The sequence below is a fragment of the Pseudomonas sp. GW460-LB5 genome, from assembly GCF_059423245.1.
In genome coordinates this window covers 233,033-258,735 of record NZ_JBWKXT010000002.1, presented here as the reverse complement: position 1 = coordinate 258,735, position 25,703 = coordinate 233,033, and the positions used below count along the sequence as shown (strand labels likewise).

General features: G+C 62.4%; 29 protein-coding genes and 1 pseudogene. 13 read left to right on the top strand and 17 right to left on the bottom strand.

The window, feature by feature from the left end:
- Nucleotides 1-27 precede the first annotated feature (27 nt).
- From AC07XM_RS03280 to AC07XM_RS03265, 4 genes are all read right to left on the bottom strand, one after another.
- Complete coding sequence (locus AC07XM_RS03280) at nt 28-780, bottom strand: TSUP family transporter (RefSeq protein WP_016486298.1); 753 nt, start codon at nt 778-780, stop codon at nt 28-30.
- On the bottom strand, nt 780-1,739 hold the full coding sequence (locus tag AC07XM_RS03275) for a 2-hydroxyacid dehydrogenase (RefSeq protein ID WP_016486297.1): 960 nt from the start codon (nt 1,737-1,739) through the stop codon (nt 780-782). The genes AC07XM_RS03280 and AC07XM_RS03275 overlap by 1 nt, the downstream gene beginning before the upstream one ends.
- Nucleotides 1,732-3,129 carry an MFS transporter gene (locus tag AC07XM_RS03270; protein ID WP_095114978.1) on the bottom strand — a complete coding sequence of 466 codons (1,398 nt, stop codon included), beginning with the start codon at nt 3,127-3,129 and terminating at the stop codon, nt 1,732-1,734. The genes AC07XM_RS03275 and AC07XM_RS03270 overlap by 8 nt, the downstream gene beginning before the upstream one ends.
- 106 nt (nt 3,130-3,235) lie before the next feature.
- Complete coding sequence (locus AC07XM_RS03265) at nt 3,236-4,003, bottom strand: 2-dehydro-3,6-dideoxy-6-sulfogluconate aldolase (RefSeq protein ID WP_033731983.1); 768 nt, start codon at nt 4,001-4,003, stop codon at nt 3,236-3,238.
- Nucleotides 4,004-4,242: 239 nt separating this feature from the next.
- Between AC07XM_RS03265 and AC07XM_RS03260 the strand changes: the two genes are divergently transcribed.
- The 5 genes and pseudogenes from AC07XM_RS03260 (at nt 4,243) to AC07XM_RS03240 (ending at nt 9,057) form a co-directional block, all read left to right on the top strand.
- Nucleotides 4,243-5,586, top strand: a complete 1,344-nt coding sequence (locus tag AC07XM_RS03260; RefSeq protein WP_231995328.1) for an MFS transporter — start codon at nt 4,243-4,245, stop codon at nt 5,584-5,586.
- A gap of 184 nt (nt 5,587-5,770) precedes the next feature.
- Complete coding sequence (locus AC07XM_RS03255; RefSeq protein WP_096425982.1) at nt 5,771-6,088, top strand: type II toxin-antitoxin system PrlF family antitoxin; 318 nt, start codon at nt 5,771-5,773, stop codon at nt 6,086-6,088.
- Nucleotides 6,088-6,408: pseudogene (locus AC07XM_RS03250) on the top strand (type II toxin-antitoxin system YhaV family toxin); the annotation flags it as partial. The gene AC07XM_RS03255 and the pseudogene AC07XM_RS03250, both read left to right, overlap by 1 nt.
- Before the next feature lie 89 nt (nt 6,409-6,497).
- Nucleotides 6,498-6,989, top strand: a complete 492-nt coding sequence (locus AC07XM_RS03245; protein ID WP_102688870.1) for a DUF1543 domain-containing protein — start codon at nt 6,498-6,500, stop codon at nt 6,987-6,989.
- 226 nt (nt 6,990-7,215) lie between these two features.
- Complete coding sequence (locus AC07XM_RS03240) at nt 7,216-9,057, top strand: potassium transporter Kup (protein WP_049870375.1); 1,842 nt, start codon at nt 7,216-7,218, stop codon at nt 9,055-9,057.
- 70 nt (nt 9,058-9,127) lie between these two features.
- Here AC07XM_RS03240 and AC07XM_RS03235 read toward each other — a convergent pair whose 3' ends face one another.
- Nucleotides 9,128-10,015: a MerR family transcriptional regulator gene (locus AC07XM_RS03235; RefSeq protein WP_060516683.1), complete on the bottom strand. Its 888-nt coding sequence runs from the start codon at nt 10,013-10,015 to the stop codon at nt 9,128-9,130.
- Nucleotides 10,016-10,169: 154 nt separating this feature from the next.
- On the opposite strand from AC07XM_RS03235, the gene AC07XM_RS03230 reads away from it, so the two are divergent.
- From AC07XM_RS03230 to AC07XM_RS03200, 7 genes are all read left to right on the top strand, one after another.
- Nucleotides 10,170-10,616 (top strand): PAS domain S-box protein, encoded by a 447-nt coding sequence (locus AC07XM_RS03230; RefSeq protein ID WP_016486288.1) that lies wholly within the window; start codon nt 10,170-10,172, stop codon nt 10,614-10,616.
- 102 nt (nt 10,617-10,718) lie between these two features.
- Nucleotides 10,719-11,141 carry a nuclear transport factor 2 family protein gene (locus tag AC07XM_RS03225; protein ID WP_016486287.1) on the top strand — a complete coding sequence of 141 codons (423 nt, stop codon included), beginning with the start codon at nt 10,719-10,721 and terminating at the stop codon, nt 11,139-11,141.
- Complete coding sequence (locus tag AC07XM_RS03220; RefSeq protein ID WP_102688869.1) at nt 11,138-11,890, top strand: SDR family NAD(P)-dependent oxidoreductase; 753 nt, start codon at nt 11,138-11,140, stop codon at nt 11,888-11,890. Before AC07XM_RS03225 ends, AC07XM_RS03220 begins: the two co-directional genes overlap by 4 nt.
- Nucleotides 11,891-11,896: 6 nt before the next feature.
- Complete coding sequence (locus tag AC07XM_RS03215) at nt 11,897-13,144, top strand: NAD(P)/FAD-dependent oxidoreductase (protein ID WP_102688868.1); 1,248 nt, start codon at nt 11,897-11,899, stop codon at nt 13,142-13,144.
- Nucleotides 13,141-13,950, top strand: a complete 810-nt coding sequence (locus AC07XM_RS03210) for a DUF1365 domain-containing protein (RefSeq protein WP_102688867.1) — start codon at nt 13,141-13,143, stop codon at nt 13,948-13,950. The genes AC07XM_RS03215 and AC07XM_RS03210 overlap by 4 nt, the downstream gene beginning before the upstream one ends.
- A complete protein-coding gene (locus AC07XM_RS03205) occupies nt 13,925-15,187 on the top strand; it encodes an SAM-dependent methyltransferase (RefSeq protein WP_070086335.1) in 1,263 nt (420 codons plus the stop codon). Before AC07XM_RS03210 ends, AC07XM_RS03205 begins: the two co-directional genes overlap by 26 nt.
- Nucleotides 15,187-15,675, top strand: coding sequence for a DUF2878 domain-containing protein (locus tag AC07XM_RS03200; RefSeq protein ID WP_016486283.1), 489 nt, complete (start codon nt 15,187-15,189; stop codon nt 15,673-15,675). The genes AC07XM_RS03205 and AC07XM_RS03200 overlap by 1 nt, the downstream gene beginning before the upstream one ends.
- On the opposite strand, the gene AC07XM_RS03195 is transcribed toward AC07XM_RS03200, so the two are convergent.
- The 6 genes from AC07XM_RS03195 to AC07XM_RS03170 form a co-directional block, all read right to left on the bottom strand.
- Nucleotides 15,613-15,795, bottom strand: a complete 183-nt coding sequence (locus AC07XM_RS03195; RefSeq protein WP_082421981.1) for a DUF2256 domain-containing protein — start codon at nt 15,793-15,795, stop codon at nt 15,613-15,615. The two genes, AC07XM_RS03200 and AC07XM_RS03195, sit on opposite strands and share 63 nt — an antisense overlap.
- A complete protein-coding gene (locus AC07XM_RS03190) occupies nt 15,792-17,315 on the bottom strand; it encodes a cryptochrome/photolyase family protein (RefSeq protein WP_095114967.1) in 1,524 nt (507 codons plus the stop codon). The genes AC07XM_RS03195 and AC07XM_RS03190 overlap by 4 nt, the downstream gene beginning before the upstream one ends.
- A gap of 8 nt (nt 17,316-17,323) precedes the next feature.
- On the bottom strand, nt 17,324-17,629 hold the full coding sequence (locus AC07XM_RS03185; protein WP_102688866.1) for a DUF6482 family protein: 306 nt from the start codon (nt 17,627-17,629) through the stop codon (nt 17,324-17,326).
- Nucleotides 17,626-18,162, bottom strand: coding sequence for a DUF3833 domain-containing protein (locus tag AC07XM_RS03180; RefSeq protein ID WP_060516728.1), 537 nt, complete (start codon nt 18,160-18,162; stop codon nt 17,626-17,628). Before AC07XM_RS03180 ends, AC07XM_RS03185 begins: the two co-directional genes overlap by 4 nt.
- 11 nt (nt 18,163-18,173) lie before the next feature.
- Nucleotides 18,174-18,701: a chalcone isomerase family protein gene (locus tag AC07XM_RS03175; protein WP_024717790.1), complete on the bottom strand. Its 528-nt coding sequence runs from the start codon at nt 18,699-18,701 to the stop codon at nt 18,174-18,176.
- Nucleotides 18,702-18,800: 99 nt separating this feature from the next.
- On the bottom strand, nt 18,801-19,361 hold the full coding sequence (locus tag AC07XM_RS03170; RefSeq protein ID WP_016486278.1) for a hypothetical protein: 561 nt from the start codon (nt 19,359-19,361) through the stop codon (nt 18,801-18,803).
- A gap of 214 nt (nt 19,362-19,575) precedes the next feature.
- Between AC07XM_RS03170 and chrA the strand changes: the two genes are divergently transcribed.
- Nucleotides 19,576-20,793, top strand: a complete 1,218-nt coding sequence (gene chrA, locus AC07XM_RS03165) for a chromate efflux transporter (RefSeq protein WP_102688865.1) — start codon at nt 19,576-19,578, stop codon at nt 20,791-20,793.
- Nucleotides 20,794-20,859: 66 nt separating this feature from the next.
- On the opposite strand, the gene AC07XM_RS03160 is transcribed toward chrA, so the two are convergent.
- From AC07XM_RS03160 to AC07XM_RS03135, 6 genes are all read right to left on the bottom strand, one after another.
- On the bottom strand, nt 20,860-21,402 hold the full coding sequence (locus tag AC07XM_RS03160) for a cytochrome b (RefSeq protein WP_096425975.1): 543 nt from the start codon (nt 21,400-21,402) through the stop codon (nt 20,860-20,862).
- A gap of 162 nt (nt 21,403-21,564) precedes the next feature.
- Complete coding sequence (locus tag AC07XM_RS03155; protein ID WP_024717791.1) at nt 21,565-22,929, bottom strand: sensor histidine kinase; 1,365 nt, start codon at nt 22,927-22,929, stop codon at nt 21,565-21,567.
- Nucleotides 22,926-23,588, bottom strand: a complete 663-nt coding sequence (locus AC07XM_RS03150; RefSeq protein WP_016486274.1) for a response regulator — start codon at nt 23,586-23,588, stop codon at nt 22,926-22,928. Before AC07XM_RS03150 ends, AC07XM_RS03155 begins: the two co-directional genes overlap by 4 nt.
- A 2-nt stretch (nt 23,589-23,590) precedes the next feature.
- The gene (locus tag AC07XM_RS03145; protein ID WP_060516697.1) at nt 23,591-24,232 is read right to left on the bottom strand and encodes a hypothetical protein; all 642 of its coding nucleotides are present in this window, start codon (nt 24,230-24,232) and stop codon (nt 23,591-23,593) included.
- Complete coding sequence (locus AC07XM_RS03140; RefSeq protein ID WP_016486272.1) at nt 24,229-25,035, bottom strand: SDR family oxidoreductase; 807 nt, start codon at nt 25,033-25,035, stop codon at nt 24,229-24,231. Before AC07XM_RS03140 ends, AC07XM_RS03145 begins: the two co-directional genes overlap by 4 nt.
- Nucleotides 25,022-25,702 (bottom strand): iron-containing redox enzyme family protein, encoded by a 681-nt coding sequence (locus AC07XM_RS03135; protein ID WP_095114957.1) that lies wholly within the window; start codon nt 25,700-25,702, stop codon nt 25,022-25,024. Before AC07XM_RS03135 ends, AC07XM_RS03140 begins: the two co-directional genes overlap by 14 nt.
- Nucleotide 25,703: the final 1 nt, after the last annotated feature.

The following is a 25,703-nucleotide window of genomic DNA, read 5'->3' as shown; positions in this document are numbered from 1 at the left end:
CAGGCGCACGCAGTACCACCAGCCAGGCTAAGCGGCCACCAGCACCTTGCCGATCAGGCTCGCGCCTGCCAGCAGCAACAGGCCGAACACCGCCAGGCGCAGCACCCGCGGTGAAATGGCCAACGGGTGGCGGCGCATCCACCAGGTCAGCAGGAACACGATCGGCAATGCCTCCAGCGCGAGGTAGCCCGCCTGCAGCTCGAACCGGTGTGTCGCCACCACCACGCTCAGGCGCATCAAGGCATTGACCGCGAACACCACGATCAGCGTGTCGCGGATGACCTGCACGGCCAGTGGCTGGCGATAGAGCTGGTAGACCAACGGCGGCCCGGCGCTGGAAAACAGCCCGCCCATCACCCCGGAAACACTGGCATAAAAGGCGAAACCAACCCGCCCCGACATCTGCTGGCGACCTTGGGACTGCAGCACCAGCATGAAGCTGCAGACGATGATGGTGATGCCGAGGATGATCTCCAGCAGGTCTCGCTCATGCGTACCCAGCAATGACAGCAACTGCACGCCTCCCACGACGCCCACCAGGCTGCAGGCCAGCACCAGCAGTACGAGGCGGCGCGGCAGCTCCGGCCACTTGCGCACCATGACCAGCGCGTTGGCCAGTGTCAGAATCGAGCTCACGTTCGCCACGGTTTCCATGGGCGCCAGGCCTAACATGCCCGTCAGCCCCAGCAACAACAGGCCGAAAGCAAAGCCGGTGGCGTTCTGGGCAAAGGTGGCGACGACGACACACAACATGAAACCAAAATGCTGCCACAGCTCCATCACTGCGCGCCCTCACGCACCGGGTGCAGCACCCGGCCGGTGGCAAACAGCGCTGCCAGGTTGGCAAGCACCCTGTCGGCCATGGCCTGACGTGTTTCCTGGGTGCCACTGGCCACATGCGGCGACAGCACAACCGTATCCAGTTCACGCAAGGCGGCAGGCACGTGCGGCTCATCCGCAAACACGTCCAGTGCCGCCCCGGCAATCCGGCCGTTGCTCAGCGCCTCGATCAGGGCAGGCTGATCCACTACCGAGCCCCGCGCCACGTTGACCAGCATCCCATTGGCGCCCAGTGCCTCCAGCACCTGCTGGTTGACCAGCCCGTCGGTGGCAGTGCCACCGGGCACAGCCAGCACCAGGAAATCACTGCGCTCGGCCAGTGCCAGCAACGACTCGTGGTAGGCGTATGCCAGCTGCGGCTTTGGCCTACGGCTCGAATAGCTCACCTGCATGCCAAAGGCGCTGGCACGCCGGGCAATGGCCTGGCCGATCGGCCCCATGCCAAGGATGCCGCACCTTTTGCCGCCCAGCGCGGTGGTCAGACCAAAGCGCTCTGCACCCCAGCGCCCGGCTCTGACGAAGCGGTCAGCCACCACCACTTGCCGGGCGACGGCCAGCAGCAGGGCCATGGCGGCGTCGGCCACGCAATCGTTGAGCACATCCGGTGTGTTACTGACCTGGATACCCCGGGCGCTGGCTGCTTTCAGGTCGACTGCGTCGGTACCCACACCGAAGCAGACGATGGCGCGCAAGGCCGGTAACTGCTCGATCAGGTTCGCGCTGGCACCGTGCACTCCCGTGGTCACCACCGCCTGCACGTGTGCGCCCTGCTCGGCCAGCAGCGCGGCAGGCGAATCGCAGCGCCACAGATCCAGTAGCCGATAGTGCTGCTCAAGCTGTGACTGCAAGGCAGGCAGCAGTGGGCCAACGGTCAGCACCCACGGTCTTGCATCAGACATCACGATTCTCTCTCTTGCCAGGTATAGCTGCGGTCAGTTCAAGGCGACGCAGCGGGCCGACCACCACCAGGTAACTGAACATCGCCAGCAGCGCATTGGCCGCAACGAACACCAGTGCCATGTTGAACGAACCGGTGGCCTGCACGATGAAGCCAATGATGATGGGGGTGGTGATGCCACCGATGTTGCCGAAGGTGTTGAACAGCCCGGCCGTCACCCCTCCGGCCTGCCGTGGCGCGGCGTCGGCCATGACCGCCCAGCCCAGTGAGGCGAAGCCTTTGCCGAAGAAGGCGAACGCCATGATCGCAATGACCATCCAGGGCAAGGACACGTAGTTGCAGATGATCATGCTGGTGGAGGCCAGCAGCCCGACGATGATCGGCACCTTGCGCGCCAGGCTCAATGAGCCGGTCTTGCGCATGATGCCGTCGGAACAGAGGCCGCCAAGCAGGTTGCCGACGAAACCGCAGATCGCCGGGATCGAGGCCAGGAAGCCGGCCTGCAGGATCGACATGCCGCGCTCCTGCACCAGGTAGATCGGGAACCAGGTGGTGAAGAAGTAGGTAATGGTGGAGAAGCAGTAGTGGCCGATGTAGATCCCCACCATCATCCGGCTGGTCAGCAACCCCTTGAGGATCGCAGGCAGTTTCAGTGCGCCGTCGGCTTTGCGCTGCTTGCCGAGGTGGGCATCCATGTCGACCACCGCACCGCCTTCACGCAGGTAGTCCAGCTCGGCCTGATTGATACGCGGGTGTTCCAGGGGCGAATGCACCTTGCGTACCCAGACCCAGGCCATGATGAACCCCAGCACGCCCATCATCAGGTACACCGAACGCCAGCCATAGGCGTGGATCAGCCAGCCGCTGATCGGCGCGAACAGCACGATCGCGAAATACTGGCCGGAGTTGAAGATCGACGAAGCCGTGCCCCGCTCACTGGCCGGAAACCATGAGGCGACCATCCGGCTGTTGCCCGGTGCCGCAGGCGCTTCGGCCAGGCCCACTAGAAAGCGCAGGGCAAAGAATGCCGTCACCACCAGGCTGACGTTCGAGCCGCCGTTGAACGCCTGGACCAACGTCAGCAGCGACCAGCAGAAAATGCTGACGGCATAGGTGCGCTTGGAACCGTAGCGGTCCAGCAGCCAGCCACCGGGTAACTGGCCCAGCACATAGGCCCAGGCGAACGCCGAGAATATCCAGCCCATCTGCACCGGGCTGAGCGCGAACTCCCCCTGGATGGCGGAGCCGGTGATCGACAGGATGCCGCGGTCGCCGTAGTTCAGCGTCGACACGAGGAACAGGATGAGAATGATCCAGTAGCGCGTGCGTGAAGGCGTCGCTGTTGCCGCGGTGCTGGCCGCGACGTGGCCGGAAATGGGTGCCTGATTCATCGAGAGTCCTTCCGGCGCGCGATGGCGCCGGTTTGTTGTTCTTGTAGGGATGCTCAATCGACTACCGCAACACGGAGGTAGCCTGCGCTGGGTGCAACGGTAGCGGTCAGTAGGCTGTCGCTACCGCTTCGGGCGCCTGGCGGCCTTTCAGGGCGACCAGCAGTTCATTGGCCTTGCTCATCATCATCGCCATATCCGAGGCCACGGCGGCGAAGGCGTAGCCCTGCTCCAGGTAGCTGCCGACCAGCTCCGGCGTGCCGCCGACGATGCCGATGGGCATGCCGATGGCTTTGCAGCGCACGATCGCATCGCTGATCATGGCCTGGATATCAGGGTGCGCCGGGTTGCCGATATGGCCACAGACACTGGACAGGTCACCTGGGCCGAGGAACAGCGCATCGACACCCGGCACGGCTGCGATTTCCTCGAGGTTGGCCAACGCGGTGGCGGTCTCGATCTGCAGGATGCAGCACACCGAATCATTGGCCTGCTGGCCATAGCCCTTCCAGGTGCCGTAGCGGCTGGCGCGGTGCACGGCTGCGAAGCCGCGGGTGCCCATCGGTGGATACTTGACCGCGCTGACTGCTGCTCTGGCCTGCTCGGCATTCTCCACGAACGGCACCATCACATTGGTCGACCCCAGGTCCAGTGCGCGCTTGAGCAGCACCGGATCATTGGCGGCCACTCGCACGATCGGCTGCGCACCGGTGTATTGGATGGCCTGCAGAATGTGCCAGAGGTCGCGGAACTCGATCGGTACGTGCTCCATGTCCACGAGCAGCCAGTCGAAGCCTGCGTAACCCAGCGCTTCTGCCGTGCTGGGCGATGCAGACATGAGCCACGTACCGAGCGGTGCAGATTGGCGTTTCAGCAGAGGGGTGAAGGTGGGGGGCGTGACAGCAGTGGACATGGCGACCTCCTGAGGGTTGATCAACCAGCGCTACGAAGCAAAATCGTAGCGCTACGATTTTTCCAGAGAGCCTACTGGATTATTAATCGCAGCGCTACGATTTTATCCGCTTGGCTCCTCTGAACCCGTGTCAGACGCCCGAAATTTGGAGGGCCAGAGGTCAGTACGAGCCAGCCGGAACCTGTCACTCGCCTTCACAGTCAATGTTCACAGATAACGGTGAGCATCGGCTTTGCCTGATAGCGGGGCTTGCCATTGCCAATCACGCATTTGGCTTGTCCGAGGTATCGTGCTTGAACACAAAGCCCCTCCCCTCACAACGGCGCGCTCTGGACTGGCTGAACTTCTTCTTGGCCGACGTGCGCGACGGGCTCGGCCCTTACCTGGCCATCTACCTGCTTGCCGTGCACCATTGGCAACCGGCCGAAATCGGCCTGGTGATGAGCCTGGCGGGCATCACGGCATTGCTGGCGCAAACGCCAGCCGGAGCGCTGATCGACAGCACCAAGGCCAAGCGCGCAGTGGTGGTCGCCGCCGCCCTGCTGGTGACCGGTAGTTGCCTGCTACTGCCGTGGCTATCGTCATTCGCTGCAGTGGCCATTACGCAGGCGGTCGGTGCCCTGGCGGGTTCGGTATTCGCGCCGGCAATCGCCGCCATCTCGCTGGGCATCAGCGGCCCCAAGGCATTCACACGCCGAGTGGGCCGCAACGAAACGTTCAACCACGCCGGCAATGCCTGCTCGGCCTTGCTGGCAGGAGGGTTGGCCTACCTGTTCGGCCCGGTGGTGGTGTTCTACCTGATGGCCTTCATGACCGTGGCCAGCATCGTGGCCGTGGCCCAGTTAGACGCCGCAGCCATCGACCACCAGTTGGCACGTGGCCTCGACCACGGCCCCGGAGGTGATGACCACCCTGCCGGGTTGAAGCTGCTGCTGCACAACCGCACCCTGCTGGTATTCGCCGTGTGTTGCGCGCTGTTCCATCTGGCCAACGCGGCGATGCTACCGCTGGTAAGCCAGAAGCTGTCGCAGATTGATCTGCGCCTCGCCACGCCGCTCACCTCTGCCTGCATCGTCGCGGCGCAGTTGGTGATGGTGCCGATGGCGTTGCTGGTAGGGGCCAAGGCCGAGCATTGGGGACGCAAGCCGTTCCTGCTGGCCGGCTTTCTCATCCTGCCGCTGCGAGGTGTGCTTTACATGGTTTCCGACAACCCGTTCTGGCTGGTGGGTGTGCAACTGCTCGACGGCATCGGCGCGGGCATTTTCGGTGCGTTGTTCCCGATCGTGGTCAAGGACTTGACCGAAGGTACCGGACGATTCAATGTCAGCCTAGGCGCGCTGACGACGGTATTCGGGGTGGGTGCTGCGTTGAGCCCTGGGATTGCCGGGCTGGTAGTCCAGAACGCTGGCTACGATACGGCATTCCTGACCCTGGCGGCCATTGCCGGGGCCGCCTTCATACTGGTGCTGGTAGCGCTTCCGGAAACCCTCCCAGGCGCTTCGCCGTCGCCCTCGTCTACGCCTAAGCCCAAGCCTGCTGGACACTGAACACCCCATGCCTGTCAGCGAAAATGCATCGATCATCTGGGCCGTCGCGGCCCGGGAAGCGGTGAAACTCATTCTGTTAAATTTCTGAGCCTTAACCCTACTTGTGCCTGATCAGCAGAAAACCAAGACTGACCATGTAAGGATTATTCCTTACCGTTCAATCTGTATATCCGGGAGAACGCTCATGCCTGCCATCCACGAAATCGCCACGTTGAGCTCAAAGGGGCAGGTCACACTGCCCAAATCCGCTCGCCAGCTTTTGGGCATTGACGCTGGTGGCAAGATTGCATTCGACGTACGTGGGGGTGAAATCGTGGTCAGCCGCGTAGAAACCACCCACGAAGACCCTGCCATCGGAGCGTTCCTGGGTTTGCTGGAGGCTGATATCCGAGGAGGCCGCAACCTCACCACTTTGCCGAAAGGCTTGGCGCAAACCATGCTCGCCAACGCAAATCACTGCGTAAACCTCGATGAAGATATCGATGGTGAGGTCGCGATCTGATGCTGCGACATGACTGGACACTTTTGTTCCATGAAGGCGTGACTTTACAGCTACGCAAATTGCAAGAAGCCGCCCCCGGGCCGAGCAGAACGACCTGCAAGGTTTTGAGAGCAACGCCAACGCGGGCATTGAGCCATCTGATCATGGAGGCTGTGCCTGCCGACCCAGGCCGTGATGAGTTCCGCCAAGGCAACACGCTGGGCACCGCCTACAGACATTGGCGCCGCGCAAAAATCGGCAGGCGCTTTCGGCTGTTCTTTCGCTACGACTCAAGGTCCAAGGTCATCGTCTATGCATGGGTCAACGACGAAAATACCTTAGGTACAACCAAGGCCCGGGTGTGGCGCAAATGGGAAACCCTGTACAACCCGCAGAATAACGCGTCTTCTGCCCCCTCAAGGAATTGCTCATGCTGTATGTAGTCATGCTCGGTGGCCGCCACCCACGGGCCAGTATCGAGGTACACGATGTGCTGTTCGCGCAGGCAGATTCCCTGCAGCAAGCGTACCCGCAATTGCGCGAAGGCTGGTTCGGCAGCCGTGCAGGCCTGCACATCGACTCGTGGCTGGAAGTTGACGGTATCGATCACTACCGTGTCACGTTCAGCCAGCTGGCCCCAGGCCCGGATGACCCGCGGCTGTTCTTCATCAACCTGGGCGGCTACGAGCCGCAGGTATTTGGCGAGGCGCACCGCTACCTGCTGATAGTGGCGAGGGACAAGGCCCAGGCCAAGCAACTGGGCAAGCAACGCATGCAGGCAGGCTGGCTCAAGCCGCATACCGATGCAGTACTGGAAGTTGACGATTGCCTGCCAGTCGACCTGGTGGGCGGGCACTATGTGCACTTGATCGAAGGTGAACATGGCGGGTCGCGTCAATACAGCGACTATATCCTGCTCTGAGGTTCGCACACCGCGCTAACGGCTGCCAGCTCGTGGAGCGGCACTGAACTGAGAGGATCATTTTTTACGCCTTTTTTACGACCAGACGGTTTACCTGAATGGATACTGATCGCGCGATGCTCAGGGATGGCATGCGCATCTATTCGACCGTGCAGAGAAACAGTTCGTGACCCAGACCGCCATCGCAGCAAACCACCCCCATCCCAGCAAAACTACCGGCATCGGCATGCTCGTCGCCGCCGTCGGTGTGGTCTACGGCGACATCGGCACCAGTCCGCTGTACACCCTCAAAGAAGTATTCGCAGGCCATTACGGCGTACAGGCCAACACCGCCGGGGTGCTTGGCGTGCTGTCGCTGGTGTTCTGGTCGCTGATCTGGGTGGTTTCACTCAAGTACGTGCTGTTCATCCTGCGGGCCGACAACCAGGGTGAGGGGGGCATCATGGCCCTGACCGCGCTGGCGCACCGTGCTGCGGCGCCCTACAAGCGGCTTGGCCAGATACTGGTGCTGCTCGGTCTGTTCGGCGCCGCGCTGTTCTATGGCGACAGCATGATCACGCCGGCAATCTCGGTGTTGTCGGCTGTAGAGGGGTTACAGCTCGCCTTTGACGGCATCGAGCACTGGGTCGTGCCGCTGTCAGTGGTGGTGCTGGTGGCGCTGTTCCTGATCCAGAAGCACGGCACCGCACGGATAGGCATCCTGTTCGGGCCGGTGATGGTGCTTTGGTTTGTAGTTCTCGGTGCGTTGGGCATCTATGGCATCGTGCAGCGGCCCGAGGTGCTGCAAGCGCTGAACCCGATTTGGGCGGTGAAGTTTTTCTTGCTTCATCCAGGTATGGGCGTCGCCATCCTTGGCGCGGTGGTACTGGCGCTCACGGGTGCTGAGGCGTTGTATGCAGACATGGGGCACTTTGGCCGCAAACCCATCGCACGCGCCTGGTTCATGCTGGTACTGCCCGGGCTGGTGCTCAACTACTTCGGCCAAGGCGCGCTTATCCTTGGCAATCCGCAAGCCGTCCGCAACCCGTTCTACCTGCTTGCACCTGAGTGGGCACTGCTACCCATGGTAGGGCTGGCCACCCTGGCCACCATCATCGCCTCCCAGGCGGTCATTTCCGGCGCGTTCTCCCTGACGCGCCAGGCCATTCAGCTGGGCTATGTGCCGCGTATGTTCATTCAGCACACGTCCAGCGAGGAGCAAGGGCAGATTTACATCGGCATGGTGAACTGGGCGCTGATGGTCGGCGTAGTGCTGCTGGTAATCGGCTTCGAGTCATCCGGCGCGCTGGCGGCGGCCTACGGCGTTGCGGTAACCGGCACCATGCTGATTACCACCTTGCTGGCCTCAGCGGTGGTCCTGCTGCTGTGGAAGACGCCACGCTGGCTGGCGATTCCTGCATTGCTCATGTTCCTGCTGGTGGACAGCCTGTATTTTGCCGCCAACGCCCCGAAGATCCTCCAGGGCGGTGCATTCCCGGTGATCGCGGGCGTGGCACTTTTCATATTGATGACCACCTGGAAGCGGGGGCGTCGGATGATCGTCGAGCGGCTGGACGAGAGTTCACTGCCACTGGATCTGTTCATCGCCAGCCTGCAGGCTCAGCCGCCGCACCGGGTGAGCGGTACGGCAGTTTTCCTTTCTGCCCGGCCCGAAGCTGTCCCCCACGCGCTGCTGCATAACCTGCTGCACAACCAGGTGCTGCATGAGCAGGTGGTCTTGTTGACCGTGGTCTTTGAGGATGAGCCACGGGTCAGCGCTGGCCAGCGCTGTGAGGTCGAGGCATTTGGTGGGGGATTCTTCCGTATGAACCTGCACTTCGGCTTCATGGAGGAACCCAACGTGCCGTTGGCGTTGAGCCGATGCCAGCAAGCTGAACTCCAGTTCGGCCCTATGCAAACGACTTATTTCCTGAGCCGTGAGACCGTCATCGCAGGCAAGCAGATGGGCATGGCGCGCTGGCGAGAGCACCTGTTCGCATTCCTGCTCAAGAATGCCAACAGCAATCTCAAGTACTTCCAGCTGCCGCTTAACCGAGTGATCGAGCTTGGCACTCAGGTCGAGATGTGAGATGCCTGCCTCAGCCATGACGCCATACGTGCCCTACGACAAAGCGAAGGCAACGGGGCAACCCCCTGGGTCAAACGTCAAGGGCACCGCGATGCAAGGCGTTCAGCATGCGCGCGGCGTCAGCGCCTCCCTCGTCCAGCAGGCATAGCGGGATTCCGCCCAGGACGGGTTGCGAATCGGCCAGCCCCTCGCCTATCAAGGCCAGCGGGCATGCGATTTCCATCTGCAACGAGCGCAAGCGCTTGGCCAAGGCCGGGCTCACCGGCGCCTGGACTTTTATCACCAGTGCCGCAGGCTGCATGGCCGCACACACGATGGGGAGCTCTTCAAGTGGCTGCCCGCAACCGAGCACGTCGATGCGCTGTAGCTCGCTGCTCAACAGGAGCCCGGCGCACAACACACTGAGTTCGGCTTGCCCCTCGTTACCGGCCAGCAAAACCTGCGGCGCGTCGACCTGGTTCATTTGCAGACGCAGCAACAAGCGGGCGCGCAAGAATGTGTCGAGAAACAACCATTGGCTACGCTGGCCTGGCGCTGAGCCTGAAGCCAGGTCATGCCACACTGGCATCAGCACTTCACGCAGCACGGTGGCCTTGGGCAGGAGTGTGAACAACTGACCATGGATCCCCTCCAGTGCCGGCCGATCGAATGCCTTGGTTGCACGCGCAACGGCCGCGCGCCAATCGTCAAAGGCCGAATGCTGCTGCACAGACGCCTCAGGCTGGGCGGCGAGCAGATCACCGACCTTGCTGACGGACAGGCCGTTTGCCGTCCAGCGCAAGATGTCGCGTATGCGCTGAACATCCCGCGCCGTGTACAGGCGGTGGCCACCCTCGGTACGCTGCGGGCGTATCAACCCGTGGCGCCGCTCCCAGGCACGCAGGGTCACCGGATTGATGCCGGTCAAGCTGACAACATCGCGCATAGGTAGCAAATCGGGTGGGGGAGCGTCAGTCATAACGAGGCGATATCCGAGTGGTAGGCCATTCTAAACCCATATGCACCTTCTGCGGCGAGCCGCCTTGGTTCATCATGCAACAAACAGCGCCGATACCTTCTGCACAGAAGCTACGCTGCGCATATCGCATATGAAACGCCAGTAGGTGGGCCCTATGATCACCGCGAAACTCCTGCAACTGATGGTCGAGCATTCCAACGATGGCATCGTCGTCGCCGAGCAGGAAGGCACTGAAAGCATCCTGATTTACGTCAACCCCGCTTTCGAGCGCCTCACGGGCTATCGCGCCGACGATATCCTCTATCAGGACTGCCGTTTTCTTCAGGGCGAGGACCATGACCAGGAAGGACTGGCAAACATCCGCGAGGCGATCCGTGAAGGCCGCCCCTGCTGCCAGGTGCTGCGCAACTACCGCAAGGACGGGAGCCTGTTCTGGAATGAGTTGTCCATCACGCCCGTGTACAACGAAGCGGACCAGCTGACGTACTACATCGGCATTCAGCGTGACGTCACAGCGCAGATATTCGCCGAAGAAAAGGTACGCGAGCTGGAGGCTGAAGTGGCTGAACTACGCGGGCAACTGGGCCAGACCGAGGGCTGACAAAAACCTGTACAAGATTTTCTAGCTGTATAGATTAATGCTTGAGTTTCAGCTATACCTGTACAACAAACCCATTTTGTACAGGATTGCCTGGAGCCCAGCATGTCAGCATACCTACAGCAATTCGCCGAGCGCTTCGCCAGCCTCGATGGGGCTAACCTCGACACGCTGGAAGAACTGTACAGCGAAGATGTCACCTTTCGTGACCCACTGCATCACATACAGGGGCTGCAGGCCCTGCGCGCCTATTTCGAGCAGTTGTATGCCAACGCCAGGGATATCCGCTATGCCATCACCAGCGCCGACGAGGTAAGGCCCGGGCAGGGCTACCTGCGCTGGACACTGCAGTTTTGCCACCCACGCCTGGCCCGGGGTCAGCCGATCACGTTGCAAGGCTGTAGCTGCCTGCATTGGCGCGACCGCGTGCATTTTCACCAGGACTATTTCGACGCCGGTGCCCTGCTTTATGAACACCTCCCCCTCATGGGTGGTGCAATCCGCTGGCTCAAAGGCAGGCTGGCATGAGCCGCTGCTGGTTGACCGGCGCAAGCAGCGGTATCGGTGCCGCACTCGCCCACATCCTGCTGGAGCAAGGCCACCAGGTTGCCTTGGGCGGGCGTCATGCCGATCGCCTTGCCCCTCTGGCCGAACAGTTTCCGGGGCAGGTATTACTGGCCATCGGCGATCTTGACAACCCGGAGCAGGTCGCCGCGATCGCCGAGCGGATCGAGCAAGCCTGGGGTGGGCTGGACATGGCCATTCTCAATGCCGGTACGTGCGAATACCTGGAGCCGGGCCACTTCGATCCTGGGTTGGTTGAGCGTGTAATGCGCACAAACCTGCTGGGTGTCAGCTACTGCCTGGCGGCGGCCGTGCCCTTGCTTCGCACCGGCCAGCGCCCCCACCTGGTGGTAATGGGCAGTTCGGTGACCTGGCTGGCCCTGCCCCGCGCCGGCGCCTACGGTGCGTCCAAGGCTGCGGTGCGCTACCTGGTGGAGTCACAGCGAATCGACCTGGCTCGCGAGGGGATCGCGGTCACCTTGGTCAGCCCTGGCTTCGTCGACACGCCACTGACCCGTCGCAACGATTTCCCCATGCCGCAGCTGTGGACTGCACAGCGCGCCGCGCGGCATATCGCCACGCGCCTGCCCCGGCAGCCTCTGGAAATCAACTTCCCCGGTCTTTTCACCCTGGTATTGCGCCTGTCAGGGGCGTTACCCGCGCGCCTGCGCTTGGCACTCGGCCAACGCCTCGCCCGTCATGAACAGGAATGATGATCCATGCGTATCGCAATCATCGGCAGTGGCATCGCGGGGCTGACCTGCGCCCATCTGCTGTCACGCAAGCACGAAGTAACGGTTTTCGAAGCCGAGCAATGGATCGGAGGGCACACGCATACCCTCGATGTGGTCTGGAAGGGCCAGCGCCATGCAATAGATACCGGCTTCATCGTGTTCAACGACTGGACCTACCCCAACTTCATACGCTTGCTTGACCGGCTCAAGGTCACCTCGCAGCCGACCGAAATGAGTTTTTCCGTGCACGACCCGATCACTGGGCTGGAATACAACGGTCACGATCTGAACACACTGTTTGCCCAACGCCGTAACCTGGTTTCCCCAAGTTTCTGGGGCATGATACGGGATATTCTGCGCTTCAACCGCCAGGCGCTGGCCGACCTGGACAACCAGCGCATCGATGCAGACACCACCCTGGGCGCCTACCTTCAGACACAGCGCTACGGGCAACGCTTCATCGACCACTACATCGTGCCGATGGGGTCGGCGATCTGGTCGATGTCGCGGGCAGACATGCTGTACTTCCCGCTTGAGTTCTTCGTGCGCTTCTGTCGCAACCACGGCTTGCTGTCGGTCAACCAACGTCCACAGTGGCGGGTAATTGAAGGCGGTTCACGCAGCTATGTCGCGCCGCTGTGCCGACCGTTTGCTGAACGCATACGGCTCAGCTGCAAGGTATCCCGGGTCAGCCGCGATGAGGGAGGCGTGACGCTGGTGAGCGCGGCCGGCAGCGAACGCTTCGACAATGTGGTGTTCGCCTGCCACAGCGACCAGGCTCTGGCCCTGTTGGAAACCCCAACCATGCAGGAGCGTGCGGTACTCGGCGCCATCGGCTACGCCAGCAACGATGTGGTGCTGCACACCGATACCCGCCTGCTGCCACGCCGCAAGAGCGCCTGGGCCAGCTGGAACTACCGCCTGGGCGGCCCAGAGCAAGCGCCCGCCGCGCTGACCTACAACATGAACATCCTGCAAGGTATCCAGGCACCGACCACCTTCTGCGTAAGCCTCAACCAGACCGCATTGATAGACCCGGCGCAGGTGATCGCGCGCTTCCAGTATGCCCATCCGCAGTACAGCATTGCCGCATCCGCCGCACAGGCATGCCAAGCACAACTACAGGGCCAGCAGCACAGTTACTTCTGTGGTGCCTATTGGGGCAACGGCTTTCATGAGGACGGGGTGGTCAGCGCGCTGAAGGTGGCTGCGCACTTCGGAGAGCAATTGTGAACAGCAGCCTTTGCCTGGGCTGGATCAGCCACCGTCGGCTGACGCCGCGGCTGCATGCTTTCCGCTACCGGATTGGCATGTTCTACCTGGACCTGGACGAACAAACCTGGTTTATGGGCCTGTCACGCTGGCTTGGGCGCTGGCGCCTCGCGCCGCTGTGCTGGCGCGAGACCGACTACCTGCCAGCGCAGACCCGCCACGGTGAAACCCTGGCACAGGCCGCACGCTTGCTGGTGTGTCAGGCCACTGGGCATATGCCCGAAGGCCCGGTACGGCTGCTCACGCAACTGCGTTGCTGGGGGCTGTCGTTCAACCCGGTGAGTTTCTATTTCTGCCACGACCGCGACGGCTGCCTGACGGCAATCCTGATGGAGGTGCGCAACACCCCGTGGCGTGAGCGTTTTCATTACGTACTGCCGGTGCAAGAAGACCTTGCCAAGCGGTTCACCGTGGCCAAGGCCTTTCATGTTTCACCGTTCATGCCGTTGGACATGGACTATCACCTGCGCTTTTTCCTGAGCGCGGACCATGTACGCATCCACATGCAGAACTGGCAAGACGGCCGCAAGGTGTTCGAGGCCGACCTCGCCCTGCACCGTCAGCCACTGGATGGAACCGCGCTACGCCGGTATGTCATGACCTTCCCATGGATGAGCCTGCGCACTGTCTCGGCCATCTACTGGCAAGCGCTACGCCTGTTACTCAAACGCACCCCCGTGCATGACCACACCACCCGCCAGAATGACCTGGCGCTCGGCCAACCTTGCGAGGACCCTGAAGATGTCAAATCCCACACTGAGCGTTAGCAAGTTCGCAGGCCTTGCCCCCTTGCTCGGCGGGCTGGCACGAAGCGCCGTGCTCGCCCAGCTGGGCAAGCTGCGCCACGGCCACCTGCGCCTGCTCAGCCACGGGCAGCAGTGGAGTTTCGGTGATGTCGACAGCCCGTTGCAGGCCGAGGTGGAGATCCTCGATGACGCCTCCTGGAGCCTGATCGCCGGCAATGGTTCGATCGGTGCTGGCGAGGCCTACATCCACGGCTATTGGCGAAGCCCCGACCTGGCGCTGGTGACCCGCCTGTTCGTCGCCAACCTTGAGGTGCTCGACGCGCTCGAGGGTGGCCTGGCCCGTTTCGGCCGCCCTGCCCTGCGGCTTCTGCACCGGCTCAACCGCAACAACAAACGCGGTGCCCGGCGCAATATCCTCGCCCATTACGATTTGGGCAATGCCCTGTTCGAGCGGCTGCTGGACCCCACCATGATGTATTCGGCGGCCCAATTCCAACATGCTGGGCAAACACTGGAGCAAGCCCAGTTGCACAAGCTGGAGCGCATCTGCCAGAAGCTTGAACTGCACCCCGACGATCACCTGCTGGAAATCGGCAGCGGCTGGGGCAGCCTGGCAATCCACGCGGCCACCCGTTACGGCTGCAGGGTCACTACCACAACAATCTCCGAGGCACAGTACAGCCATACCCTGGCGCGCGTTCAGGCCCTGGGGCTGAACGCGCGCGTGAAGGTGCTGCGCGAAGACTACCGCGACCTGCAAGGCACCTTCGACAAACTGGTTTCGATCGAAATGATCGAGGCAGTCGGCCATCGTTACCTGCCTGTGTATTTCCGCCAGTGTGCCTCGCTCCTCAAGCCCGACGGCCTGATGCTGCTGCAGGCGATCACCATCCGCGACCAGCGCTACGCCCAGGCACGGCGCTCGGTCGACTTCATCCAACGCTATATTTTCCCAGGTGGCGCCCTGCCTTCGCTCAGCGTGTTGCTGGACACCGCCAGCCGCCACACCGCACTCAACCTGGTGCACATGGAGGATTTCGGCCAGGACTATGCCCTCACCCTGCAGCACTGGCGTGAAAACCTGCGCCAGGCGCGCACAGCACTGATGGACCTGGGCTACGACGACATGTTCCAGCGCCTGTGGGAGTTCTACCTGTGTTACTGCCAGGGCGGTTTCGAGGAGCGCACTATCGGCGTTGCGCACCTGCTGTGGGCAGCGCCACTGGCTCGGCGCGCCCCCTTGCCTGACGGTGCCTGATGCCCGGGCGCTGGCTGGTCGCCAATGCCGTCTGGTTACAGGCTGGCTGGTGGATCTGCGTGCTGGGCGCCGAACGTCCCTGGCTATTGCTGCTGGTGATTGCAGGTGTGGTGGTGCACCTGCGCCTCTGCCCGGACGTCAACGCCGAGGTCAAGGCCCTGTTGCGCGTCTCCTTGGCCGGGTGTGTACTCGACAGCGCGCTGGGGGCGCTGGGCGTGTTCGGTTTCGACGCCTGGCCGCTACCACTGTGGCTGGCGCTGCTGTGGCTGGTGCTGGCCAGCGGCATGCGCCACAGCCTGGCATGGGCCGGCAGGCGCTGGCAGCTCGGTGCGCTGCTGGGCGCAGTGGGTGGCCCGCTGGCCTATGTAGGCGGTGCAAGATTTGCGGATGTCGCCCTGCCATTTGGCGCGCTGCAAACCGGCCTGCTACTGATGCCGATCTGGGCCTTGGCCCTGCCCCTGCTCGCGCGCCTCGCGGCGCGGCGCTGACCTGCGGCATCGCTCGGAGCAATAGCGCACCTGCTCCCAACAGCGAGCCCAGCGCTTGCGCCAGTTGAACGGCCGACCACACACCACGCAGACCTTGCTGGGCAAAAGGCTCTTTTTCATAGCGGCTGCTGCGCATCGAGCCGCGCCAACAGCGCCTGGCCACGCTGCCACACGGCGTCGCGCCGGCTAGCCGTCATACCATCAAGGCTGCGATAGACCAGGGTCAAACGCGGGTTCGTCGACAGCAGCGGACGATGGCGGATGAGAAAATGCCAGTAGAGCGCATTGAACGGGCAGGCATCGTCCTCACTGACATGATCGACCTTGTAACTGCAAGCCTTGCAATGATCGGACATGCGCTGAATGTAACGACCACTGGCGCAGTACGGCTTGGACCCCAGGTAGCCGCCGTCGGCGTGCATCACCATGCCAAGCGTGTTGGGCAGCTCGACCCAGTCGAAGGCATCCATGTAAACCGCCAGGTACCACTCGCAAATCGCGGTGGGTAAGATACCGGCCAGCAAGGCGAAGTTGCCGGTCACCATCAGCCGCTGGATATGGTGCGCGTAGCCCAACCGCAGGGTCTGCCCGATGGCTTGCTCCATGCAGCGCATGCGGGTGCGCCCGGTCCAATAGAATTCAGGTAACGCTCGGTCGTTGCCCAGGTGATTGAGCCCGGCATACTCCGGCATGCGCAGCCAGTAGATACCGTGCACATACTCGCGCCAGCCGATCAACTGGCGAATGAAGCCTTCAGCTGCATTAAGCGGCACCCGCCCCTCGCGCCAGGCCTTGTCGACCTCCTCACACAGACATCGCACATCCAGAAGCCCAATGTTGAGCGCCGCACTGATGCGCGCATGGAACAGGTACGGCTCGCCCTCGGCCATCGCGTCCTGGTAGTCGCCGAAAGCCGCCAGGCCAAAATCCAGAAAGTGCTGCCATAGCTGCTGTGCCTCGGCATGGGTCACGGGGTAGTCAAAGCCGTCGATGTCCCCGTAGTGGTCGCTGAAGCGCCGACGTACCAGGGCGACCACCGCTGCCGTGATCCCGTCCTGCGCAAAATGCGCAGCGAACGGCCCACGCAACTGGCGAGGTAATGGCTTGCGGTTGTCACCGTCAAAATTCCAGGCCCCACCTGCAGGGCCGTCGGCCTCCATCAGCAGGCCGGTTCGCTTGCGCATGCCACGGTAGAAGTGCTCCATACGCAGCTGACGACGCTCATGGGCCCAGCGCGCAAAGGCTTCGCGGGAGCACAGAAAACGCGTGTCGCGATGCCACACGAGGGGCAATGCGGCATCACGCAAAGCCTGCTCCAGGCGCCACTCCCCGCACTCGGTCAGGTGAACGTGCGTGGCGCCCAGTGCCTGTTGCCAGCGCTGCAATTCGCCCACGATGCTGCCGCTGTTGCCGTCAGCATCGAGCTCGACATAATGCACCTGCCAACCCCGTTCACGCAGGGCCTGGGCAAAGTGCCGCATGGCGCTGAAGATGAGCACGATCTTGAGCGGATGATGCGGCACGTAGCGGGCCTCACCCTCCACTTCCGCCATCAGAACAGCATCGCGGGCGGGGTCAAGGGCAGCCAGGCTGGCCAGGTCGAACGACAGCTGGTCACCCAGCACAAGGCCCAGGCGCATCGTTCAGGCTACCACTGGCTGGTGAGCGTTACCGGTACGCGCAGCGGCGCAATGGGGCCGTCACGTTGCCCGCACATCTCATCATGCATCACCTGCTGTACCAACATGCAAGGCACGGGTGGCAGGTCGGCCAACAGCTGCCGCAGCTCGGTAGTGGAGCGCACGCGAACGGGCTCCCCATGGGCATCGCTCAATGTCACGGGGCCGGCGTCGGTCAAGGCGCGCAGGAGGTAGAAGCCACCTTCCAGCGACAGCAGTTCAAGTTCCTTTGCTTCGCCGGTCGAAACCAGCTGGGTAAGCGCGATCAGGTTCATGGTGTGCCCTCTGGCAGGCGACGGAAGAACAGGGTGATCTGGCCGACTTCAACGCCCAGCTTGCTCATGCTTGAACGGTTGATCAGGGTGTCGTCATCCATGAGGTACATCCAGTCGTCCAGGTCTACCTGCCAATGCCGCCCGTCAACTGGCAAGTCCAGCTGGTACCGCCAGCGCAGCGCGTTACCCGCCACTTCGCCGCGCGCCTCGCCGATCACGTCCCCTGCGGTACCGCGCCAGCGGCCAGGGCCGTCTGGCACCAGTGTCCAGGTACGCTGCTGGCGAGTGCCATCGCTGTAGAGAAAATGTTCGTCGAGGATCAGCCGCTCACCTTCGCGGCGGCTGTCGATACGCACGTGGAAGCGCTTGACCACTTCCCCGGAACGCTTCTGGAACATGCCCCAGGCCTGCACTGGTCGCGAGAAGAATGCAGCCAGGTCCAGTTTCGGTTGCTCCTGGGCATAGTGCTCGACACCAACATTGCCACAGCTGCCCAGAAGCAGGCAGGAAACCAGCAACAGCACTTTGTACATGTTCATGTCCCTCAGTCGTTGCCAGCCTGCCCAAGCAGGCGCTGGCGCAGTTGTGTATCCCGGGCTCCGGGGTCGAGCCAGATGGCAAAAAACGCCCTGGCAAAGACCGGGTCGGCGATTTCACGGCTGAATTTATCGTCGACGTAAAAGCGGCAGCCCTGCCCCGGCAGGTACAAGCCGGTAATGCGCATGCCGGGGCGCACGTCCACGAATGCCTCTTCAATCCCACGGGTCCAGGCCGTACGTTGTTGCGGCGTTATGCTGCCACCGTTGAGGCGGCGCATTTCCTCGAGGCTGGCCTGTACCAAGGTGTCCCTGGACAACGAACGGTGGTAGAGGAGCTCAAGGGCGAAGGGCTGGTTCCAGTCATGAACTGGCCCTGAAGTCCATAATTGGGCTGTATACAGACGCAGACCAAACCAGGTGAACTCACCACTCCCAAGCCGTTGCGCCCCAGGCAGCTCCGCCCTCCAGCCCGCCACCGCTGAAAAGGTAGCCAGTAGCAGACAAAGGCAAGCCCAACGAGCACGGTGCGCCATACTGACCTCGAGCACGCATAAATACTGTACAACAATAGCATCTTGTACAGATATTGTGTTCCAACTGCATAGATTTTAATGCGCAGCGCCAGACCTCGGTCACGTCACCAGTGATATCACCAGGTCCGCAATATTGAGAGGCACGAATGCCACGGTCAGCAGCGCATAGGCCTTGCGCGAGCTGGCTGCAAACACACACAGCGGCATCATGATCATGACCACGTCAAAGGCGCCCCACAGCGCCATGGGCGAAACGCCGAACAACAGAATGTTGACGATGAACCCAAGCAGGTAATAGCCCGACAGAAATAACAGCGCGAAGCGGCCATCCTGCTCGAAGTACACGCGAAGCCCTTCACGTTCGTCCTCGCTGCGGCTGGGCAAGATCAGCGCCGAGGAAACGAACAGCGCAAGTGCCAGCAACACCAAGAGCAAAAACTCCTGGAACGAGAAGGTGGCCCTGACTTGCGGCAGCGAATTGACCGCCCACCAGAAATCCATCTGGGTGGTGAAGAGCATGACCGCCCAGACCAGAGCCACCCAGTCTGGAGCAGCGTTGCGCCGGATTCGGAAGACGGTCAGCGCCCCCAGAAGCAGGCGTGTGACAGAAAGGCCCAAGACCATAGACAGGACGGTAGCAACGATAGGGAAATTGCTCATGGTGCCTCCTGCAGACCAAGACTCTGGACAGCGTAGGCGGCGAACAGCAAACTTTGCACAAATGAGTACGGGTTCTGGGGGCGTGTCGCAGGATTTTCAGTGCCTGTGAAACCGAGCGCCGCGCGGGCGGCGCGGGTCTACTCCCCCAAAATAAGCCTCGAGGCTGGCTGTTCCTCACCAAAACCTGCAGCGTCACTCACCCAAGGAGCCTGCCTTGTCAGAACGCACCCACTGCGGCGTGAAGCCCAGCGACTCTGCCTGGTCGGTGTTTCTGCTGTTCTTGCGCCTGGGGCTGACGTCTTTCGGTGGCCCCATTGCGCACCTGGGTTACTTTCGTGAAGCATTTGTAGCTCGCCGCCAATGGCTCAGCGAGCGCAGTTATGCCGAGCTGGTCGCGGTGTGCCAACTGCTTCCCGGCCCCGCTAGCAGCCAAGTCGGCATCGCTCTGGGCCTGTCACGGGCGGGTTTCGCGGGCGCTGTCGCTGCGTGGGCAGGGTTCACATTGCCATCGGCCCTCCTGCTGACGCTGTGTGCTCAGGGCCTGGGGGCATGGGGAGGTGGCGCCCCAAGTGGCCTGTTGCACGGCCTGAAAATCGTCGCAGTCGCCGTGGTGGCCCAGGCGGTGTGGGGCATGGCACGTAGCCTTTGCACCGATGTTGCGCGGGTAACCATCGCCCTGTTCGCTGCCTGTACCGCGTTGCTGTGGCCTAACGCGATCGGGCAGATAGCCGTGATCTCAGGCTCGGCCATCACAGGCTTGATCCTGCTCAAGCCTCCGGGCTCCCCGGCAGGGGAAGAGCTGCCGTTTTCAGTCAGCCGAAGGGCCGGGCTGGCTGCGCTGGTCCTGTTCTTTGCCTTGTTGGTAGGCTTGCCGCTATTGACTCGCATCTGGCCCTCGCAAGCACTGGCAATGGTCAACGCGTTTTATAGCGCAGGCTCGCTGGTATTCGGCGGCGGGCATGTGGTGCTACCGTTGCTTGAGTCGGCCACAGTGGCCAACGGCTGGGTCACAAATGACACCTTTCTCGCAGGTTATGGCCTGGCGCAGGCCATACCGGGCCCACTCTTCACGTTTGCAGCCTTCCTGGGTGCAGCCATGAGCGCGCAGCCCTCCGGCTGGGTGGGCGCGACGGTTGCCATTCTCGCCATTTTTACCCCCTCCTTCCTGTTGGTGATCGGTGTCGTTCCCTTCTGGGAAACACTGCGGCGCAGCCCCCGCAGCCAGTCAGCGCTTGCCGGTGTAAACGCCGGCGTGGTCGGGCTTCTGCTGGCTGCCTTGTACCAACCGGTGTGGACGAGCGCCATCGCCAAGCCAGCAGACTTGGCATGGGCGCTGATCGCCTTGATGGCCCTGATGTTCTGGAAGTGGCCTGCAGGGTTGGTTGTCCTGGGCTGCGGCGTGTTCGGTTGGCTGCTGAGCGGCACCTTATAGCCGCGCAACGAAAACAACCAGGCTGAGGGCTCATTCGCCTTCAGCCTTGAAACCAGCGTTGCGGCCTCACCGCCCCGGCAACATGCGCTTGAGGGTATTGTCCTTCAGCCAGTAATGATGCAACAGGCCTGCACAGGCATGCAGCCCGATCAGCCAGTAACCCGCATTCCCCAGCCACTCATGCCACCCCTTGAGCGCCCTGGCCAGCGTCGGGTCCACCGCCACGGGTGCAGGTATGGCCACACCCCAATAGGGCAACGGCTTGCCAGCGGCCGCGAGCATCAGCCAGGCCAGCAGAGGTGTAAGGATCATCAGGACGTACAATGCAATATGCAGCACGCTGGCCATCAAGCCCTGCCAGGCAGGCGGCGTCGGCACGATTGCAGGCCGTGGGCTGAGCCGACCAAGGAGGCGCAGCCACACCAGGGTGAAGATGCCAATACCCATCAAGGCATGCACGCCTAACAGGGGGCCCTTGAGAAAGTGCCCTTTGGGCAATACCTCGCGCAATTGGACACAGGCATAAACGCCCATGAATAAAACGAGCATGCTCCAATGCATGATTATCGAAAGTTGCCCGTAACGGGCGGGGTTCGACGTGCGTGCCATATCCAGGGCCTCTTGTGACAGGGAAGTATTCGCTGCCCATCGGCGCTGAAGGCAAACCGGGCAACGTACACCACCACGTTGTCAGCCCAAGCTTAAAGAAGTCTGAAGTGCCGATACGTTATTTGAAACAGGTGAGGCCGTGCAGCGATTGGCTTGAGCAGCTCACTGCAAGGGAAGCGACACGATGGCAGCCAGCCCGCCAGTGGCCCTGTTTTCCAGGCGCACCTGCCCCCCCAGCCGCTCGACGATGGTGGCCACGATGGATAACCCCAGCCCTGCGCCATTGGGGCTATTGCGGCTATAGAAGCGCTCGAATACCCGCGCAAGATCCGCGTCGTCTATGCCCTGGCCTTCATCTTCGACCACCAGTTCGAAGCGAGTGGCCAGGCGCCTGAGTGATACCGTGATGCGCCCGCCAGGCGGTGAATGCTCCACCGCATTGGAAACCAGGTTCTGCAAGGCGATGCCCAACGCTCCGGCATCGATCATCAGGCCATGGTCACCTTCGCTGAGATCCAGCGAGGGCTCCAGGCCGCGATCCAGGATCCAGGGGGTGAGATCCGCCAGCACATCGGTGACCACTTCGCCCAGGTCGACACGGGTGGTGGCGCGCTGACCAAGGCGCGGCTCGACCCGGGCGAGGGTCAGCAACTGGTTGACCACCCGGGTCAGCCGGTCCACGCCGCCAATCAGAAAGCCCAGGGCTTTCTGGCGCTCGGCATCGGTACTGGCGGCCTGTGCGTTCTGCGCATGCAGGCGCAGGATCGCCAGCGGCGTGCGCATCTCATGGGCGGCGTCGGCAATGAAGCGATGCTCACGCCGCAGCAGGTCATCGATCTGCGCCAGCAGGCGGTTGATGGCGGCTTGCATAGGCTCAAGCTCGGTCGGCAACGGCACCAGTTGCAGGGGTTCGAGGGAGTCGGCATGGCGCCCACGAATCACATCGGCCATGTTCTGCAACGGGCGCAAGCCCCAGCCGATGGCCGCCCAGACCAACAGTGCCAGGCCCAGGCTGCCAAGCAGGAACGGGAACAGGGTATGGCGTACGATGCGGTCGATCAGGTCGTAACGCACATCGTCGCGCTCACCCACCCAGATTACCCACTGTTTTTCGGGCACCGGTAATACAAAGCCGCGCCACTGTTCGCCACCACTGGCAAAATCGTAGAAGCCCGCCGCCGTAGGCGGTGCGTCGAGCGTCGGCGCACTGGGGGTGTGCACCAGCAACCGTGCTCCCTCACCCCACACCTGGAACGCCAGCTTGCTCTCATAGGGGTGGCCCACACGGTGGCGCCCGGCCTTGCCCAGCGCCTCGTTAAATGCCTGATACAGCTTTTCGCGATTGCCATCCTGCACCGGCAGGTTCATCACCCCCTGCAACAGCCGGGCATTCTGAGCCATGTGAGCATCGTAGACTTCGTTGATCTCGCGGCGGCTGTCGTGATAGTTGTACAACGCCAACAAGCCGGTGCCGAGCAGCATCAGCGCCATCACCCGCCACAATGTGCGCTGGCGCAACGAGCTCACAGCTTGGCCTCGACCAGATAACCGATACCGCGCACCGTGCGGATCAGGCCGTTGAACAGTTTCTTGCGCAGGTGATAGATGTTCACCTCCAGCGTGTTGCTCTCAGGCTCCTCGTCCCAGCCATACAGCAGCTGGGTCAACCGCTCGCGCGTGAACACCTTGCCCGGTTGCGCCAGCAACTCGTGCAGCAGGCGATACTCTTTGGGCGTCAGTATCACAAGCACGCCGTTGTAGTGCACCTGCTGGGTGGCAGGGTCCAGGCTTACGCCTGCGTGCTCGATCAGCACCTTGGCCCGCCCGGCGCTGCGCCTGAGCAAGGCGCGCAGGCGGGCCTTGAGCTCATTGAGGTCAAAAGGTTTGACCAGGTAGTCGTCGGCACCGGCATCCAGGCCAGAGATACGGTCCTCGGTCGCATCGCGCGCGGTGAGGATCAGTACCGGCAAGCTGTTGCCCCCTGCCCTCACCCGTCGCAGCAGCTCGATGCCGCCCAACCGCGGCAGCCCGAGGTCGAGGATCACCAGGTCGAACACTTCATGTTGCAGGGCATGCAGCCCGCTCAGGCCATCGCGCAGCCAGTCGAGGGTGTAGCCCTCTTGGCGCAACCCGTCGCAGATCCCCTCGCCCAGGGCGGTATCATCCTCAACCAGCAGCAGCCGCATGTTCAGTCCTGTTTGTCCTTGATGGCCTTGAGTAAAGCATCGATATCGCCACGCCGGCCCTGATCGGCCAGTTCGCGGCCTGGCCGTGGCGGCGCCTGGCGTGCTTTTTCCAGGGCAGCGGTGGCTTCAGCGTAGCGTTTTTGCCGGAACAGATGATCGGCCCAGAAGTAATTGCTGTCGATACCATTGGGGTTTATTTGCAGCGCCTTGCGCAACAAGGTATCTGCCTTGTCGCTGTCACCAAAACCGATAGGCCAGCCTGGCACCTGGTCGTACAAGGTGCCCAGGCTGGTATACGCCGAGCCCTGCAGGGCATTGGGGTCGAGTTTCATCGCCTCTTCGAGGCTGGCCTTGGCCGACTTGACCTTGCCCAGCGCCCCCAGGCCGCCGGTGGCTCCCGCCCAACTGCTGTTGATGATGCCCTCCCAGATCAAGGGTTCGGCCGAGCCCGGGTGCTGGTGGACCAGCGTAGAAGCGTCGGCTGCCAGTTTCTCGAACGCCTCGGCGCGTTTGTCTTTAGGCGTCTGGTACTGGATCTGCGCCCAGCGCTGCTGCAAGTTAGCCAATTGTTGGCTGCCGGCCTGGTCCAGCGCCCAGGTGAACGGTGCAAACGCCAGCAGGCCAGCGATGAACAGACGTTTCATTTGATCGACTCCTTGGAATGGCTAGCAAGGTAGCGGCGGATCACCGGCAATTGCTTGCGCAGTGCGCGGTCGACCACGCCGGGCAACATGCCGTTGATGCGTACAAAAAGCTTTTCTGGCCACCCCAGGTAAAGCTCGCTGCGTTCTGACTGCACGGCCTTGAGCACAGCGCGGGCCACATCTGCCGGGTCGTCCATGCCGACCTTCAGCGCCTGGTTGAGCGCTGTGGCGGCGGTGCTGTTCATCGCTGTGCGGGTTGCCCGGGGGGCGGCGTACATGACATTCACCGAGGTATCCGCCAGCTCGCGGCGCAGCGCCTCAGAGAAGCCGCGCAGGGCAAACTTGCTGGCGCAGTAGGTGGCATAGCCGGGGTAGCCGATCGAGCCGTAGGTGGATCCGACGTTGACCACCAGTGCCCTGGGTTGTGCGCGCAGCAGCGGCAGGCACACACGCGTCAGTTGCAAGGCGGCTTTGAGGTTGATGTCCAGCAACTCGTCCAGCGCCTGTTCGTCGATCTGGTCGAACAGGGCAAAACGGTTCACGCCTGCGGCATTGATCAGGACATTGACCCCGCCCATCTCCCGGGCACGGGCGAGCACCTGCTCACGCCCGCCATGGCTGCGCAGGTCGGCCGATTGCCACAGCAGCCTGTCGTGATAACGGTTCATCAAACTGGCGAGCTTGCCCATCTGCCGGCTCACCGCCAGTACCCGGGCACCGGCTGCACACAGCTGCTCGGCCAACTCCAGGCCGATGCCTCCGCTGGCGCCGGTGAGTATCACTACACACTCAGGCAAGCGCATGACGCACCTCTTGCAGGCCCGCACGCGGCAGCCCGTGGAACATGTCGGTGTACAGGCGGTAAACCACCTTGGCCGCATGAATCACAGCCCGCTGGTCGTCAGCATCATCAAGGCGGTCCATCAGCTGCCGGTAGGTGACCATGTGGTCCTGGTCCAGCGCGCCATGGGAGCTGAGGTAGCTGAAGGCCCTGTCGGGCAACGCCAGCGTGCTCTGGATTGTGCCGGCGGCCTGGGTGGCCAGGGCAATGCTGGTGCCTTCGAGCACGTTGACCATGCCAAACAGCCCGACCGGGTTGCCACGGGCAATCAAGTCGTAAAGGTAGGCGACCATCAGCTCGATCGGCAGCGCCGGGCGACCGTCACGCACCGCCTCCCAATCGGCACCACAGGCGTTGATGTCGTTGAGGACCCACTGCTCGTGGCCGTACTCCTCCTCGATGTATTCGCACACGGCGCCGCGCAGCCATTCCAAACGCGATGGCAGCCGCGCCCCGCACGCCATCATCAGTGGCACGGTGTGGCGCACATGGTGGTATGCCTGGGTCAGAAACGCCACATAGCTGTCGAGGCTGACGTGCCCAGCCAGCGCATCGCGTATGACCGGTACGGCAAACAGGGCCTGACGCTCCTGGGTAGTTTGCATTTGCAGGGTATCGAAAAAGGACATG

Excerpts from the sequence above, each read along its gene's own strand:
- AC07XM_RS03280 (WP_016486298.1), bottom strand. The coding sequence starts at position 780 with ATGGAGCTGTGGCAGCATTTTGGTTTCATGTTGTGTGTCGTCGTCGCC.
- AC07XM_RS03275 (WP_016486297.1), bottom strand. The coding sequence starts at position 1,739 with ATGTCTGATGCAAGACCGTGGGTGCTGACCGTTGGCCCACTGCTGCCT.
- AC07XM_RS03270 (WP_095114978.1), bottom strand. The coding sequence starts at position 3,129 with ATGAATCAGGCACCCATTTCCGGCCACGTCGCGGCCAGCACCGCGGCA.
- AC07XM_RS03260 (WP_231995328.1), top strand. The coding sequence starts at position 4,243 with ATGTTCACAGATAACGGTGAGCATCGGCTTTGCCTGATAGCGGGGCTT.
- AC07XM_RS03255 (WP_096425982.1), top strand. The coding sequence starts at position 5,771 with ATGCCTGCCATCCACGAAATCGCCACGTTGAGCTCAAAGGGGCAGGTC.
- AC07XM_RS03245 (WP_102688870.1), top strand. The coding sequence starts at position 6,498 with ATGCTGTATGTAGTCATGCTCGGTGGCCGCCACCCACGGGCCAGTATC.
- AC07XM_RS03240 (WP_049870375.1), top strand. The coding sequence starts at position 7,216 with ATGCTCGTCGCCGCCGTCGGTGTGGTCTACGGCGACATCGGCACCAGT.
- AC07XM_RS03235 (WP_060516683.1), bottom strand. The coding sequence starts at position 10,015 with ATGACTGACGCTCCCCCACCCGATTTGCTACCTATGCGCGATGTTGTC.
- AC07XM_RS03230 (WP_016486288.1), top strand. The coding sequence starts at position 10,170 with ATGATCACCGCGAAACTCCTGCAACTGATGGTCGAGCATTCCAACGAT.
- AC07XM_RS03225 (WP_016486287.1), top strand. The coding sequence starts at position 10,719 with ATGTCAGCATACCTACAGCAATTCGCCGAGCGCTTCGCCAGCCTCGAT.
- AC07XM_RS03220 (WP_102688869.1), top strand. The coding sequence starts at position 11,138 with ATGAGCCGCTGCTGGTTGACCGGCGCAAGCAGCGGTATCGGTGCCGCA.
- AC07XM_RS03215 (WP_102688868.1), top strand. The coding sequence starts at position 11,897 with ATGCGTATCGCAATCATCGGCAGTGGCATCGCGGGGCTGACCTGCGCC.
- AC07XM_RS03205 (WP_070086335.1), top strand. The coding sequence starts at position 13,925 with ATGTCAAATCCCACACTGAGCGTTAGCAAGTTCGCAGGCCTTGCCCCC.
- AC07XM_RS03200 (WP_016486283.1), top strand. The coding sequence starts at position 15,187 with ATGCCCGGGCGCTGGCTGGTCGCCAATGCCGTCTGGTTACAGGCTGGC.
- AC07XM_RS03195 (WP_082421981.1), bottom strand. The coding sequence starts at position 15,795 with ATGAAAAAGAGCCTTTTGCCCAGCAAGGTCTGCGTGGTGTGTGGTCGG.
- AC07XM_RS03190 (WP_095114967.1), bottom strand. The coding sequence starts at position 17,315 with ATGCGCCTGGGCCTTGTGCTGGGTGACCAGCTGTCGTTCGACCTGGCC.
- AC07XM_RS03185 (WP_102688866.1), bottom strand. The coding sequence starts at position 17,629 with ATGAACCTGATCGCGCTTACCCAGCTGGTTTCGACCGGCGAAGCAAAG.
- AC07XM_RS03180 (WP_060516728.1), bottom strand. The coding sequence starts at position 18,162 with ATGTACAAAGTGCTGTTGCTGGTTTCCTGCCTGCTTCTGGGCAGCTGT.
- AC07XM_RS03175 (WP_024717790.1), bottom strand. The coding sequence starts at position 18,701 with ATGGCGCACCGTGCTCGTTGGGCTTGCCTTTGTCTGCTACTGGCTACC.
- AC07XM_RS03170 (WP_016486278.1), bottom strand. The coding sequence starts at position 19,361 with ATGAGCAATTTCCCTATCGTTGCTACCGTCCTGTCTATGGTCTTGGGC.
- AC07XM_RS03160 (WP_096425975.1), bottom strand. The coding sequence starts at position 21,402 with ATGGCACGCACGTCGAACCCCGCCCGTTACGGGCAACTTTCGATAATC.
- AC07XM_RS03150 (WP_016486274.1), bottom strand. The coding sequence starts at position 23,588 with ATGCGGCTGCTGCTGGTTGAGGATGATACCGCCCTGGGCGAGGGGATC.
- AC07XM_RS03145 (WP_060516697.1), bottom strand. The coding sequence starts at position 24,232 with ATGAAACGTCTGTTCATCGCTGGCCTGCTGGCGTTTGCACCGTTCACC.
- AC07XM_RS03140 (WP_016486272.1), bottom strand. The coding sequence starts at position 25,035 with ATGCGCTTGCCTGAGTGTGTAGTGATACTCACCGGCGCCAGCGGAGGC.
- AC07XM_RS03135 (WP_095114957.1), bottom strand. The coding sequence starts at position 25,702 with ATGTCCTTTTTCGATACCCTGCAAATGCAAACTACCCAGGAGCGTCAG.